This window comes from Paraburkholderia sp. BCC1884, assembly GCF_900996225.1.
Lineage (GTDB): Bacteria > Pseudomonadota > Gammaproteobacteria > Burkholderiales > Burkholderiaceae > Paraburkholderia.
In genome coordinates this window covers 398,904-413,094 of the sequence record NZ_CAAJGL010000068.1, presented here as the reverse complement: position 1 = coordinate 413,094, position 14,191 = coordinate 398,904, and the positions used below count along the sequence as shown (strand labels likewise).

10 protein-coding genes are annotated in these 14,191 nt (G+C 63.9%); 7 read left to right on the top strand and 3 right to left on the bottom strand.

All coding sequences use genetic code 11. The annotated features are described in order from the left end of the window. Positions 1 to 13: 13 nt before the first annotated feature. The gene (gcvA, locus tag FQ705_RS08780; RefSeq protein WP_144139739.1) at positions 14 to 895 is read right to left on the bottom strand and encodes a transcriptional regulator GcvA; all 882 of its coding nucleotides are present in this window, start codon (positions 893 to 895) and stop codon (positions 14 to 16) included. A gap of 515 nt (positions 896 to 1,410) precedes the next feature. Between gcvA and FQ705_RS08775 the strand changes: the two genes are divergently transcribed. Together FQ705_RS08775 and FQ705_RS08770 are read left to right on the top strand one after the other, a co-directional pair. Then, entirely contained in the window at positions 1,411 to 3,594 is a 2,184-nt protein-coding gene (locus FQ705_RS08775) for a cellulose biosynthesis cyclic di-GMP-binding regulatory protein BcsB (RefSeq protein ID WP_144139736.1), read from the top strand. Next, positions 3,591 to 5,780 (top strand): glycosyl transferase family protein, encoded by a 2,190-nt coding sequence (locus FQ705_RS08770; RefSeq protein ID WP_144139734.1) that lies wholly within the window; start codon positions 3,591 to 3,593, stop codon positions 5,778 to 5,780. The genes FQ705_RS08775 and FQ705_RS08770 overlap by 4 nt, the downstream gene beginning before the upstream one ends. A gap of 45 nt (positions 5,781 to 5,825) precedes the next feature. Here FQ705_RS08770 and FQ705_RS08765 read toward each other — a convergent pair whose 3' ends face one another. Continuing rightward, positions 5,826 to 6,506: a DUF5074 domain-containing protein gene (locus tag FQ705_RS08765; protein ID WP_144139731.1), complete on the bottom strand. Its 681-nt coding sequence runs from the start codon at positions 6,504 to 6,506 to the stop codon at positions 5,826 to 5,828. Between the two features lie 9 nt (positions 6,507 to 6,515). After that, the gene (locus tag FQ705_RS08760) at positions 6,516 to 7,736 is read right to left on the bottom strand and encodes a helix-turn-helix domain-containing protein (RefSeq protein WP_144139728.1); all 1,221 of its coding nucleotides are present in this window, start codon (positions 7,734 to 7,736) and stop codon (positions 6,516 to 6,518) included. Positions 7,737 to 7,875: 139 nt separating this feature from the next. Here FQ705_RS08760 and FQ705_RS08755 point away from each other — a divergent pair, with 139 nt between their 5' ends. The 5 genes from FQ705_RS08755 to frc all read left to right on the top strand — a co-directional run bounded on the left by FQ705_RS08755 (position 7,876) and on the right by frc (position 14,179). Beyond that, positions 7,876 to 8,649, top strand: a complete 774-nt coding sequence (locus tag FQ705_RS08755) for a DUF899 domain-containing protein (RefSeq protein ID WP_144139725.1) — start codon at positions 7,876 to 7,878, stop codon at positions 8,647 to 8,649. Continuing rightward, the gene (locus FQ705_RS08750; protein ID WP_144139722.1) at positions 8,646 to 9,470 is read left to right on the top strand and encodes a DUF2182 domain-containing protein; all 825 of its coding nucleotides are present in this window, start codon (positions 8,646 to 8,648) and stop codon (positions 9,468 to 9,470) included. The genes FQ705_RS08755 and FQ705_RS08750 overlap by 4 nt, the downstream gene beginning before the upstream one ends. Before the next feature lie 279 nt (positions 9,471 to 9,749). Continuing rightward, the gene (oxlT, locus tag FQ705_RS08745) at positions 9,750 to 11,078 is read left to right on the top strand and encodes an oxalate/formate MFS antiporter (RefSeq protein ID WP_144139718.1); all 1,329 of its coding nucleotides are present in this window, start codon (positions 9,750 to 9,752) and stop codon (positions 11,076 to 11,078) included. An 82-nt stretch (positions 11,079 to 11,160) separates the two neighbouring features. Continuing rightward, a complete protein-coding gene (gene oxc / locus FQ705_RS08740; RefSeq protein ID WP_144139715.1) occupies positions 11,161 to 12,903 on the top strand; it encodes an oxalyl-CoA decarboxylase in 1,743 nt (580 codons plus the stop codon). Between the two features lie 25 nt (positions 12,904 to 12,928). Then, a complete protein-coding gene (gene frc / locus FQ705_RS08735; RefSeq protein WP_144139712.1) occupies positions 12,929 to 14,179 on the top strand; it encodes a formyl-CoA transferase in 1,251 nt (416 codons plus the stop codon). Positions 14,180 to 14,191: the final 12 nt, after the last annotated feature.

The following is a 14,191-nucleotide window of genomic DNA, read 5'->3' as shown; positions in this document are numbered from 1 at the left end:
TCACGAATTGATTTCATGGTGACCGCTCGAGCCACGCGCGAAACAGCACGACGAGTTCATCATTGGATTTGTCGTCCGCGACATAGGTGCAATAGCTGCGCGACGGCAGACGCGGCCCGGCAAACGGCGCGAGCAACCGGCCCGCGGCGAGATCGTCGGATACCAGCGCAGTGGGGCCCATGGCAATACCGATACCGTCGATGGCCGCCTGCAAGGTCAGAAAGAAATGGTCGAAGGTCAATGCTGCGGCCGGCCGCAGCGTGCCGATCTGCGCCTGCGCCAGCCAGTCTCCCCAGAGGCGCGGAAGGCTCGACGTGTGCAGCAGCGTGTGCTGCCGGAGATCGTCCGGCGTGCGCAGTGGGAGACGCTGCAACAGCGCCGGACTGCACACCGGGATTCGCTCTTCGGAGAGAAACGCCCGCATGGTGTAGCCGTAAAACGTATCCGGGCCGCCGCGGATGATGATGTCGTAGGTCTCTCGCAAACTCTCCACAGGTTCGTTGGAGGTTTCCACTTTCACATCGACGTCGGGATACTCAAAGCGAAACGACGCGAGTCTCGGCACCAGCCAGCGCAGCGTGAAGGTCGCGGGCGCATTCACCGTCAGCGTGCGTGAAACGTTCGCGGCCACGCCATAACTCCCGGTGACCTGCGAGAGGCGTTCGAGCAACGGGCCGATTTGCTCGAGATAGACCTTGGCCGCGGGCGTGAGCACCACTCGCCGGTTGTGCCGTTCGAACAGCGGCGCGTTTAGCCACTCCTCGAACAGACGCACCTGCTGGCTCACCGCACCGTGCGTGACGTGCAACTCGGCCGCCGCGTCCTTGAAACTGCCCAGGCGGCCAGCGGCCTCGAAGGCGCGCAGGGCATTCAGTGGAGGTAATCTACGCGGCATTCACAAGAGCTTATCTAACGCGATGCTGCAATTTAGCCGGTTTGTTGCGCGATCACAAGATAGATATCCTCCCAACACACGCGCTAACGGGTTCCGACTTCGACCCGTGAGTCGTACCAGTGAATCGGTCGACGATGCGGAAGAAGCGGAGCAGACAATCGCAATGGTTGAAAGCGAAGCCACACGCTTTAATATGCCCTGCATGCAAATACATTTACCGTTTCACAATGAAACGAATTAAAAAATGTTCATCGAAAATATGCCTTCCAATATCCCCTTCCATGGCAGTTAATTCCGATACGAAGCAAGGTTGAAGGCGCTTCTCTGGGAAATTTTCCCGGTTAAGTTTTTTTACATTTTTTATAAATAAAGGTCGCTATTCGACTGATTAGAATCCGATGCGTTATAAATCAAAACAACGCGCCGATGACAAGAAGAATTCGATCGAATCTGGGTACGACGCCAGACGCTCAATGCCGCTGCCGCTCGACGGTTCCCTATGAGACACGACGCCCATGATGCGAGCCTTCCGGCCGCGCGGGCCGCATACCGTGTTTGCGTTTGTCTTCGCGTTGTGGACCACGCTCTCTCATGCCGCTGCTGCGGACGTGTCGGGCGCTTTCAGTCAGTTGAGCCAGGGCAGAATCGAAACGCGCGTCGTGAGCCTGAAGGAACTCGGTTTGCTTAGCAGTGTGTCGCTCACCGCGCCCGACACACGTCGCGAATTCTTCCTGCCGGTGCCGGCCGACGTGCCGATCACCGACGCCACGCTGCAATTCGACGGCGCCTATGTGCGCGGCGACGGCGGCCGTACCACCATGCTGCTGTCGCTCGACGGCTCGCCGGTGCTGTCGCGTTCGTTCACGCAAGCCAACGGTGACACCTCGCTGAGCCTCGGCGTGGACGGCGCGCCGCGTGCCGCCGGTTATGTGCGGCTCGGTCTCGGCTTCGCCTCGGTGATCAACGACAACGTCTGCACCGATCAGACCGCGATCGGCAATCTGCTGCGCGTCGATCCGAGCACGCGTCTGTCGTACCGCTTCAATCCCGCCGACGTGCACGACCTGCGCACCGCATGGAGCGCGCTGCCCTATGCGCCGGTGCTGGCCATCGCGGGACAGAAACTCGACGCCGCATCGCTCGATACCGCATGGCGCACCAATGCACTGTTGCAACGCGACGGCAAACGTCCCGTGATGCAGACCGTGCCGACCGTGGGCTCGACCGTCGACCTGAGCGGCGTCGACGTGCCCACGGCACTGCAAAGCCTCCCCGCCTTTGCGGCGCTCGCCAGCGGTGGCAAACACGCGATCGCGAACCCGGCAGAACTCGGCGCGGTGCTCGCGCTCGCGCCGCGTGCGGTCTTCGGACCCGACGTGGTGGTCGCGGATCAACCTTTGCGAGCCGCGCTAAGCGCCGCCATCGACGCCTTGCGCGCACAAGTCGCCACGGCCGCGCCCGACGCGCTTGGCAATTTCGACGCGTGGCGCAGCCATGCCATCGAACCCGTGGCCGCGCCGCTCGCGGCGGGCGAAGCGCGCGTCGCGCATCTGGGCGGACGCGCGGTGATCGTGATCGGCGACAACGAAGGCGCCGCCGTGCTTGCACGCGGCTGGCGACCGATCGATGTGTCGAACCGCGTCGTCGTGCATCAGATCGATCCGGGCGCACGCACGCACGGCGACATGATTCCGCTCGCCGATCTCGGCGGCCAGCCACGCAGTATCGATGTGCACGACACGGCCTCATGGGAAACGAGCTTCGACATGGCCGCGGCCTCGGGCAACGGCCAGTTGCCGCAGGAAGTCGTGCTCGATCTCGCCGCTTCGCCGACGCTGTCCGACGGCCGCGCGACCGCCACCGTCTACTTCAACGACGTAATGATCGGCGCGAAGCTGCTCGACGTGGACGGCCGCCGTCAACGGCTCGAACTGCCGATTCCGCGTTACGCCCTCGCCCGCACCAACGATCTGCGCGTGACCTTCCGCCGCCAGCCGGACGCCGGTTGCCAGGCACGTCAGTCGTATCCGGTGTCGGTCTTGCCGAGCAGTTTTCTGAAGCTCGCCAAGGGCACACCCGACAACGACTTCGTCGGCATGGCCGCGCGCTATGCTTCGTCGGCCACGGTGATCGTGCCGCGCGCCTATCTCGACGACGCGGTGCACAGCGTGCCGCGCCTCGCCACGCTCACGGGCGCCGCCGGCATCGCGCCGCTGCCCGCCAGGTTCTCGGTCGCCGCCGACGGTGCCGACGCGCGCCCCGCTGGTCCTTTCCTCGCGGCGGACGTGCCGCTCGCCGATGAAAAGAACCACGTCGAATTCTCGAACAATCACCTGATGCTGACCTCGGCCGGCGGCGACAAGCTGATCGACGTCTCCGGCCTGAGCAAACTGGCGGTGGTGAGTGTCGCGCAATCGGGCGAGCAGAGCGGTATCGTCTATCGTTCGACTGGCGACGCGCCGGTGCTCACCGACAAGTTGCAACTCTCACGCGGCGATATCGCCGTGGTGGACTCGACCGGCGTACTCAAGCAGTTCGACACCGTGCACCCCGATGACCTGAGCGCCGGCGAATCGAGCACGCAGTGGGTTACACATCACTGGGCACGCTGGGGCATCCCCGCCGTGCTGCTGCTCCTGCTGATCCTCCTGATCCTGTTCGCGCAGCGCTCGCGCCGTAAGAACCGGACCAAGCCGTGATCCTCGCCACGCTGAAATGGTATGGCAGCGTCCTGCTCGCGCAGTATTACCAGACGCTCGAGCAGGTCGCGACGGTGGTCGCCGCGATCATCCTGCTGTCGAGCCTGGACGATCTGTTCATCGACCTGTGGTACTGGATTCGCGAAGCGGTCCGGCACTTCACCGTCGCGCGACAGTACAAGCCGCTGACCATCGCCCAACTCGACCAGCGTGAAGAGCAGCCGATCGCGATCATGATCCCCGCGTGGCAGGAGCACGACGTGATCGCCGCGATGATCGAAGACATGGTGCGGGTACTCGACTATCGCGCCTACACGGTGTTCGTGGGCACGTATCAGAACGACGCCGCCACGATCGCCGAAGTGGAACGCATGCGACATCGCTACAAGCATCTGCACCGCGTCGAGGTGCCGCACGATGGTCCCACCTGCAAGGCCGACTGTCTGAACTGGATCGTGCAGGCCATTCTGCGCTACGAGTTCGAAGCGGGCACCGAGTTCGCCGGCGTCGTCATGCACGACAGCGAGGACGTGCTGCATCCCGTCGAACTCAAGTTTTTCAACTATCTGCTGCCGCGCAAGGACATGATCCAGTTGCCGGTCGCCTCGCTCGAACGCGACTGGTATGAACTGGTGGCCGGCACTTACATGGACGAGTTCGCGGAGTGGCACGCGAAGGATCTGGTGGTTCGCGAAAGCCTCGCCGGCTCGGTGCCGTCAGCGGGCGTCGGCACCTGCTTCTCGCGCCGTGCGATGCTCGCGCTGGTCGAGGAAACCGGCAGCCAGCCGTTCAACACCGAAAGCCTCACCGAGGACTACGACGTCGGCGCACGCATCAGCAAGCTCGGCATGCAGTCCATCTTTCCGCGCTTTCCCGTGCAATTCTCCACGCGACGCCGTTCGTGGTTTGGACTGGGCCCCGAGCGCGAGATCACCGTGACCATGCCGCTGTGCGTGCGCGAATTTTTCCCCGACACCCTGCGCACCGCGTACCGGCAACGCGCCCGCTGGACCCTCGGCATCGGCTTGCAAGGCTGGCAGCAAACCGGCTGGAGCGGCACGATTGCCAACCGCTACCTGCTGTTGCGCGACCGCAAAGGCGTAGTCACGGCCTTCGTCGGCATGCTGGCTTATCTGCTCGTCCTGCAGTTTCTTTTGTTCGCGGTGGCGTCGCTGATCGGGCTGACGCCGAACCTGTTTCCGTCGCCCTTCATCGATTCGAAATGGACGCAGTTCCTGCTTGCGGCCAACTTCGTGTCGCTCGCACTGCGCGTGATTCAACGCGTGATCTTCACGACGCGGCTGTACGGCTGGGAGCATGGCATCCTCGCGATTCCGCGCATGGTGATCGGCAACTTCATCAATTTTCTCGCGGTGTTTCGCGCGTGGCGGCTGTTTCTCGTGCATCTCGTGACCGGCAAGCGGCTGGCGTGGGACAAGACGATGCACGACTTCCCGAGCGCCGACGGGCTGCGCAACACGCGCCAGAATCTCGGCGAACTGCTGCTGTCGTGGCAGGCGATCGATCAGCGCAAGCTCGAACTCGCACTCAGCGATCAGCATGCGCGTGAAGCGCCGCTCGGCCGTGTGCTGATGGCGCGTGGCTGGCTCGACGAGGAAACGCTCGCCGAGGCGATTGCATTTCAGGCCGATTTGCCACGTGGCAAATTCGACGCCGCCTTGCTGCAAAGCTCGCGCGACGCCGTGCCGATCGACGCGCTGGTACGGCTGCGCGTGCTCCCGCAAGGTGTCGACGAAAACAGTCATATGATCTTCGTGGCCGCAAGCCTGCCCGCCGACCAGGCGCTCGACGAACTGCATGCACTCACCGGCCATACGGTCACCGTGCATATCGTGCGCGAAGGCGAGGTGGCCAACGGCCTGCGCTTGCTGCGCGACGTCGCCCAGCCCTTGCTGGCCAATGCGGGCGACGCCGACGAGCGCCCCACGCCGCCCGCAGGCGCGTTGCGCGGCGTGCCGCTGATCGGCGACCTGCTGATCGAGCTAGGGCTCGTCACACGCGCCGCATTCGAAGCCGCGTTGAAAAGCTATCGGCCCGACCGCGACGGCCGCATCGGCGATTACATGGTTGCGCGCCATGTGATCTCGCGCGACGCGTTGCAACAGGCGATTGCCGAACAGCAGCGCATTCAGCGTGAGCAGACGCAGCGGCCTTCGACTGACTGATGTGATGTGAGGTGAGACGGCTGAGCGGCAACTGCACCGCTACGCTCACTCGCTCGTCGAGTCGACCGGCATCTCGGCTCCATCCCCCGCTTCGCGATGAGGCCGCTGCACGACCCGCACCTTGCCGCTGTTGCCGCCACCGCAGAAGAAGCGCTCGCCGCCATCGGACTCGAGCCCCGACACGCCCACGCCAACCGGCATCTCCACGCTCTCCAGCACCTCACCCGTGCGAGGATCGATGTGCCGCAATTCGCTGGCGTCGTTTTCCCAGGTGCCGTGCCACAGCTCACCGTCGACCCACGTGACGCCGGTCACGAAGCGATTGGACTCGATGACGCGAAGCACGGCACCCGTCTCGGGATCGATCTGATAGATCTTTCGCTGCGGATGCTGACCGACCCACAGTGTGCCCTCAGCCCATGTGAGCCCCGAATCGCCACCGCCACCAGGCGCTGGAATCGTCGCGAGCACATGGCCGGTTTTGGGATCGAGCTTCTGGATGCGGCCGTCGGAGATCTGGAACAGGTGTTCGCCGTCGAAGGCGGTGCCGGCCTCGGCGACCATCTCGAACGAACACCGTGTCGCGCCGCTCGCCGCATCGAAAGCGTTCAGCTTGTCGCCGGCGGCGATCCAGACGTGCTGGCCGTCGTAGGTGACCCCGCCCACTTTCTGGACACCCGGAAAGGGCCCGTATTCACGGATGATTTTCGCTGTCGATCGGTTCATGCTGCCATCCTAATCGCTGAAAACTGGCGTGGGGAGTAACAAAGCCGTCGCGAATCCCGGCATGGGCGGCGTGACCCAGCGGCGCGCCCGCCCCTGGCCGAACGATTGCACCTTGCCCGCCACAGCGAGCGAATCGAGCGCACGCTGCACGGTGCGCTGGCTCGCGCCGAGCACCAGGGCGAGCGCCGAACTCGACCATGACTCGCCATCTGCGAGGAAGGCGAGCAGTTCCGCGTGCTCGCTCTCCACGGGTCGAGCCAGCACCACCACTTCGCCGGCGCGCTGCGGCAGGAGCGCAAAACCGCGCTGGGTCGCGCTCACGCCGGCAACCGCTGCAAGTGCCGTACGAAGCCGCCCGATCTCGACACGCAGCCGCGCGCGATGCGATTCATCGGCGCGCTTCGCGCGGAACGCACGAGCCACCAACGCGTCTCTCGGTACGTCGTCGGGCCATGCTTCCGCCAGCGTTCGCGCTATCGCGAACAATATCGGCCGGCTCGCCAGCGACACCGTCGTGCCCGCGTCACGCACGACATAGCGGCACGCATCGACGATGAACGCCGGCGATGCCAGCAATGCTTCGACCTCGTCGAGCAATAGCGGACGTTCTTCGCCGCTGGCAATCAGACGCGCCGCCGGAGCGTTGAGCAGACGCGCGGCGCTTTGAACCTCCGCCATCAACGCCGGAATACCAGCTCGACGCGCCGCATGTCCGGCACGAACGAGCGCGGCGCGGGCCGCCTGCGTCTGCAGACGCCGCAACGCACAGCCGGCTACGACCAGTTCATGGGCCGCTTGCAAGGCAGGTGCGAGCCGTGCGGTGTTTTGTGCTGCGAGCTTCTGCTCGACTTCCTTCAAACGGCCGAGCAACAGAAGACGCCGCGCTTCGAGATAGCGCGCATGCGCGGCATTCGCGCGGTCGCCATGGGCTTCGAGCGTCGCACGCGCGGCGTCCAGCGTTTTCTCCGGCCAGCCGAGATTGCGCGAAGCCAGTGCGATTTCAGCTTCGGCAACCACGCACCGCGCACGCGCCACGGCCTCGCTCGGACCGAAAGCGCGCGCCGCGCTTCGCATCAAAGCCCTGGCCCGCTCGAAATCGCCGAGTTGCGCCATCGCCGTGCCGCGCAACGCGAGCGCGGCCGCGTCGTCGCGTAAGGCAACGCGGTTCAACGCGCCGAGCGGATCGCCCGCCGCGAGCGCACGCGCCGCCGCCGCGATCAGCGAGTCCATGAGTCAGCCGAATCCCGCCACACTTGTCACTCCCACCCGTTGGATGTCCCGCACTAATCTAGCACGGTCATCAACCCGTTCGCGACGTCACTTTCGAAATCGATCGGACGACGAAGGACAATCAACGGAGAAATTCATCATGACGACGCACACAACCGGCACACGTGAAGAATGGCTCGCCGCGCGGCGCGCGCTGCTCGACGAAGAAAAGGCATTGACGCGGCGCAGCGACGAAGTGGTTCGGCAACGTCAGGCCTTGCCATGGGTTCGGGTCGACAAGAACTACCGGTTCGAAACCGACGACGGCAGCGCCTCGCTCGCGGACCTTTTCAAAGGACGTTCGCAGTTGCTCGTCTACCACTTCATGTTCGGACCCGACTACAAGGCGGGTTGCCCGTCCTGCTCGGCGGTAGCGGACGGCTTCAACGGCTCCGCCGTGCATCTCGCGAACCACGATGTCACGCTGTCGGCGGTGTCGCGCGCGCCGCTCGGCAAATTGCAGGCCTACAAGCGGCGTATGGGATGGACGTTCCCGTGGGCATCGTCGTCGGGCGGCGACTTCAACTTCGATTTCAACGTGTCGTTTACCGAAGAACAACAGCGTGCAGGGGACATCGAATACAACTTCGTGCGCGGCGGCCACGCGATGGACGTGACGCCGGTGCCGCCGCCCGTCGCCGAATTCGCGGCCATGTCGGGCACCGACGCGGCTACTTACTCGCGCGACCGTCCGGGCATGAGCGCCTTCGTGATCGAAGACGGCGTGGTCTATCACACCTACTCGACCTACGCGCGCGGCGTAGACGCCTTGTGGGGCATGTACCAGTGGCTGGACCGTGCGCCCAGGGGGCGCAACGAAACGGGCATCTGGTGGCGCCGTCACGACGAATACGATCAACGGGAAGAAAGATGAACCCGCTAGTCGACACGGAACGCGCCGCGGCCGAACCGGAAGCCTCGCGACCCGAGGTTCGGCACCACGTCTTTCTCGGCGTGGCCGCGCTGGTTTTCACGGCCAGCGCCGCGCTCACGCTCCTGGGCAGTATGTCCATGTCGGCGATGGGCGCGGTGCCGATGCCCGGCGGCTGGAGCTTGTCGATGGTGTGGCTGCGCGCCTGCGGACAGACGTGGCCCGGTGTCGCGGCGTCGTTCCTCGACATGTGGATCGTCATGATGGTGGCGATGATGCTGCCATCGTTCGTGCCGATGCTATGGCGCTATCGCGAATCGGTACTTGCCGCATGGGGAGGCAGAAGCGTCGCCGCGTTCACCGCGTGGATCTGTGCGGGCTACTTCGCCGTGTGGACCGCGCTCGGCGTCGTCGTCTTCGCGACCGGCGTCGCACTGGCGGCAGTCGATCTGCATGTTGCGGCTGCGGCGCGGGCCATTCCGATCGCAGGCGGACTCGTCGTCACGGCGGCCGGCGCACTTCAGTTCAGCGAGTGGAAGGCGCGCCGTCTTGCATGCTGCCGCTTATCGCTCAAGGATGCCGCCACCCGCACAGCGTGGCGGCACGGCCTGCGCCTCGGTCTACATTGCCTCTCCTGCTGCGCCGGCCTGACCGCGATCCTGCTGGTAGTCGGCGTAATGGATTGGCGCGCCATGCTGCTGGTTACGGTGGCCATTACCGCCGAACGTCTCGCACCCGACGGTCGACGCGTTGCGCATGCGACCGGTGCAATTGCAATGGGCGGCGGCCTGTTCCTGCTCGTGCAGGCAACCGGACTCGTGTGACGCCTGCAGCCAATATCGGCAAGACCCTTAAAGGCAAACCCTATCTATTAGGGATGCCGAATGCAAACCATAAAATGTTTTAACTTTCCCTTATTGCTGTTCTCGCTCAGCATCTCCTCACGCACTTCACGAGAAACGCCGTCCGGCTTGTCGTAGGTGCAAGTTCCTCTGGCCGACCATTGGCGTTTCGTTGCCGCAGCAGCACGCGCAGCGAGGCGATTCGATCACGTCAGTCCAACGTGCCGTACGAGCGCGAACGGAATCTTCAGGAGACGCAGCATGGAACGTTCGAACGTATCCGCGCGAGACGGTACGGCATTCTGGCATCACCGCTGGATTCAGTTGACGATCGGCATCGTCTGCATGGGGCTCGTCGCGAATCTGCAGTACGCGTGGACCCTCTTCGTGATTCCGATGGACAACGCTCACCACTGGGGTCAAGCGGCGATCCAGACGGCATTCACGATTTTCATCGTCACCGAAACGTGGCTCGTGCCCGTTGAAGGCTGGCTGGTCGACAAATTCGGGCCGCGCCCGGTGGTGATCGGCGGTGCGGTCTGTGCGGCGCTCGGCTGGATCATCGACGCGCATGCCAGCAGCCTCGCCGAACTGTATGCCGCGGCCGTCATCGCCGGGATCGGCGCCGGCTGCGTGTATGGCACCTGCGTCGGCACGGCCCTCAAGTGGTTTCCGGACAAGCGCGGCCTCGCAGCCGGTTTGACCGCAGCCGGCTTCGGCGCCGGCGCAGCCGTCACGGTGATTCCCATCGCCAACATGATCCAGCGTTCGGGCTACGAGCACACTTTCATGTTCTTCGGCATTTTCCAGGGCGTGTGCATCCTGCTGCTCGCTACCTTCATGACGCGGCCGAAACCGCCCGTCAACGTCGTCGCTGCGAAACGCGTGGTGGCCAGCAAGATCGACTACACCCCCGGCGAGATGATCCGCTCGCCGCTCTTCTGGGTGCTGTATCTGATGTTCGTGTTCGTCGCGGCGGGCGGCATCATCGCAACCGCTCAGCTCGGGCCGATCGCCAGGGAATACGGCTTCGCCAAAATGCCGGTAAACCTGCTGGGCGTCACGCTGCCGCTGCTTACGATGACGCTCTCCATCGACAACCTGTGCAACGGCTTCACGCGGCCGTTGTGCGGTTTCCTGTCGGACCGCATCGGCCGTGAAAACACGATGTTCATGATCTTTCTCGGCGAAGGCGTCGCGCTGCTCGGGCTCATGCAGTTCGGCCACAACCCTTACGCCTTCATGTTCTTCGCTGCCGCCGTGTTCCTCTGCTGGGGCGAAATCTTCTCGATCTTCCCGGCCACCTGCGCCGACACCTTCGGCAGCAAATACGCCGCCGCCAACGCAGGCACGCTCTACACCGCGAAAGGCACGGCTTCGATGCTGGTGCCGATCGCCTCGGTGCTGTCTGCCAACGGCGGCTGGGGCACGGTCTTCATCTCGGCGGCCGTGGTCTCGATTGCGGCCGCGGTGTCGGCGAAATTCATCCTCGCCCCCATGAGAAAACGCTGGATCGAACAGTCGGGCGCGCCGGCCGGCGCGGCCATCGCCGAACCGCGCCTACAAGCCTCGTCCGGATCGCCTGAATGAAACTGAATCGCAAACAAGTCGCAACCTGAGCGCCCCGCTCAGGCACGAAACTCACAACGCCCCGCTACCAAGGAGAGACGTCATGGCAGAAGCCGACAGCCACACGGCAAAAGACACGCAGACCCAACCGGCCACCGGGACGACCGACGGTTTCCACCTCGTCATCGATGCGCTGAAACTGAACGACATCAGCACCATCTTTGGACTGGTCGGCATTCCGATCACCGACCTCGCGCGCCTCGCGCAAGCGGAGGGCATGCGTTTCATCGGCTTTCGTCACGAGCAGCATGCGGGCAACGCGGCGGCCATTTCCGGTTTCATGACGCAAAAGCCCGGTATCTGCCTGACGGTGTCGGCGCCGGGTTTCCTGAACGGCCTGACTGCGCTCGCCAACGCGACCACCAATTGCTTCCCGATGATCCTCATCAGCGGTTCGAGCGAGCGTGAAATCGTCGACCTGCAGCAAGGCGACTACGAGGAAATGGATCAGTTGAATGCGGCGAAACCGTATGCGAAGGCTGCATACCGCGTGCTGCATGCGGAAGATATCGGTGTCGGCGTGGCGCGGGCGATCCGCGCCGCCGTGTCGGGACGCCCCGGCGGCGTGTATCTGGACTTGCCGGCCAAGCTCCTCGCACAAACGATGGACGCCGTGAAGGCACAACAATCGTTGATCCGCGTGGTCGACGCCGCACCGCGTCAGTTGCCGGCGCCCGAATCGGTCACGCGCGCCATCGACGTGCTGAAGAGCGCCAGGCGTCCGCTGATCCTGCTCGGCAAAGGCGCGGCCTACGCGCAGGCCGACGCGGAGATTCGTGCATTCGTCGAGCAAAGCGGTATTCCGTATCTGCCGATGTCGATGGCCAAGGGTCTGTTGCCCGACACGCACGAGCAATCGGCGTCGGCCGCGCGCTCGTTCGTGCTGCAGGAAGCCGACGTGGTCGTGCTGATCGGCGCGCGTCTGAACTGGCTGTTGGCGCACGGCAAGGGCAAGACGTGGGGCGCCGAGCCGAAGCGTTTCGTCCAGGTCGATATCTCGCCGACCGAAATCGACAGCAACGTCGCGATCGCCGCGCCGGTGATCGGCGATATCGGATCGTGCGTGGCGGCGCTGCGCGCCGGTCTCGATGCGGGCTTCGCGAAACCGAATGCGGAATGGACCGGCGCAATCGCCGAGCGCAAGAAGACGAACCTCGCCAAGATGGCCGCGACGCTCGACAAGAACCCGTCCCCGATGAATTTCCACAGCGCCTTGCGCGCGATTCGCGACGTGCTGAAGACGCGCCCGGACATCAACGTCGTCAACGAAGGGGCGAACACGCTCGACTACGCGCGCAGCATCATCGACATGTATGAGCCGCGTAAGCGTTTCGATTCGGGCACGTGGGGAATCATGGGCATCGGCATGGGTTTCGCGATCGGCGCGGCGGTGACGAGCGGCAAGCCGGTGGTCGCCATCGAAGGCGACAGCGCGTTCGGCTTCAGCGGCATGGAACTCGAAACCATCTGCCGTTACGACTTGCCGGTCTGCACCATCGTGTTCAACAACAACGGCGTGTATCGCGGCACCGACGTGAACCCGACGGGCGGCAAGGATGTGGCGCCGACCGTGTTCGTGAAGGGCGCGCGCTACGACAAGATGATCGAGGCCTTCGGCGGCGTCGGCCACCACGCGACCACGCCGGAAGAACTGACGAAGGCACTGCTCGAAGCAATTGCATCCGGCAAGCCGACCTTGATCAACGCCGTCATCGATGAAGCCGCCGGCACCGAAAGCGGTCGCCTGACCAATCTGAATCCGCAAAGCGCGGCAATGAAAAAGTAATCTAACCGACCACGGAGCGTTCAACATGACCAAACCTCTTGAAGGCATCAAGATCATCGACTTCACGCACGTTCAGGCGGGTCCGGCGTGCACGCAGTTGCTCGCCTGGTTCGGCGCCGACGTCATCAAGGTCGAACGGCCGGGCTCGGGCGACGTGACGCGCAACCAGTTGCGCGACATTCCCGACGCGGATGCGCTGTATTTCACCATGCTCAACAGCAACAAGAAGTCGCTGACGCTGGACACGAAAAAGCCCGAAGGCAAGGAAGTGCTCGAAAAACTGATCCGCGAATCCGACGTGCTGGTGGAGAATTTCGGTCCGGGTGCGCTGGACCGCATGGGCTTTTCATGGGAGCGTCTGAACGAACTCAATCCGAAGATGATCGTCGCCTCGGTCAAGGGCTTCAGCGACGGCCACCATTACGACGACCTGAAGGTGTACGAAAACGTCGCCCAATGCGCGGGCGGCGCGGCCTCCACCACCGGCTTCTGGGACGGCCCGCCGACCATCAGCGCCGCCGCGCTCGGCGACAGCAACACCGGCATGCATCTGGCAATCGGCATCCTGACCGCCCTGATCGGACGTGACAAAACCGGCAAGGGGCAGAAAGTCGCCGTGTCGATGCAGGACAGCGTGCTGAATCTCTGCCGCGTGAAGCTGCGCGACCAGCAGCGGCTCGAACGCGTGGGTTATCTCGAGGAATATCCGCAGTATCCGCACGGCGAATTCAGCGACGTGGTGCCGCGCGGCGGCAATGCGGGCGGCGGTGGTCAGCCGGGCTGGGTGCTCAAGTGCAAAGGCTGGGAGACGGACCCGAACGCCTACATCTACTTCACGATTCAGGGCCATGCATGGGAGCCGATCTGCAAGGCGCTCGGCAAGCCGGAGTGGATCGAAGATCCCGCCTACAAGACGGCCGAAGCGCGCCAACCGCATATCTTCGAAATCTTCGCGACAATCGAAGGCTGGCTCGCCGACAAGACCAAGTTCGAAGCGGTCGACATCCTGCGCAAGTTCGACATTCCGTGCGCGCCGGTGCTGACGATGAAAGAACTGGCCAACGATCCGTCGTTGCGCGCGAGCGGGACGATCGTCGAAGTGCCGCATAAGAAGCGCGGCTCGTACCTGACCGTCGGCAGCCCGATCAAGTTCTCGGATATGAAGCCGGAAGTGACGGCGTCGCCGCTGCTCGGCGAGCATACGGACGAAGTGCTCGCGAGCCTTGGCTATAGCAAGCAGGACATCTTCAATCTGCGCGAAATGAAAGCGGTTTAATCGTTTGACCGC

Excerpts from the sequence above, each read along its gene's own strand:
- oxlT (WP_144139718.1), top strand. The coding sequence starts at position 9,750 with ATGGAACGTTCGAACGTATCCGCGCGAGACGGTACGGCATTCTGGCAT.
- FQ705_RS08755 (WP_144139725.1), top strand. The coding sequence starts at position 7,876 with ATGACGACGCACACAACCGGCACACGTGAAGAATGGCTCGCCGCGCGG.
- frc (WP_144139712.1), top strand. The coding sequence starts at position 12,929 with ATGACCAAACCTCTTGAAGGCATCAAGATCATCGACTTCACGCACGTT.
- FQ705_RS08765 (WP_144139731.1), bottom strand. The coding sequence starts at position 6,506 with ATGAACCGATCGACAGCGAAAATCATCCGTGAATACGGGCCCTTTCCG.
- FQ705_RS08750 (WP_144139722.1), top strand. The coding sequence starts at position 8,646 with ATGAACCCGCTAGTCGACACGGAACGCGCCGCGGCCGAACCGGAAGCC.
- FQ705_RS08760 (WP_144139728.1), bottom strand. The coding sequence starts at position 7,736 with ATGGACTCGCTGATCGCGGCGGCGGCGCGTGCGCTCGCGGCGGGCGAT.
- FQ705_RS08775 (WP_144139736.1), top strand. The coding sequence starts at position 1,411 with ATGATGCGAGCCTTCCGGCCGCGCGGGCCGCATACCGTGTTTGCGTTT.
- oxc (WP_144139715.1), top strand. The coding sequence starts at position 11,161 with ATGGCAGAAGCCGACAGCCACACGGCAAAAGACACGCAGACCCAACCG.
- gcvA (WP_144139739.1), bottom strand. The coding sequence starts at position 895 with ATGCCGCGTAGATTACCTCCACTGAATGCCCTGCGCGCCTTCGAGGCC.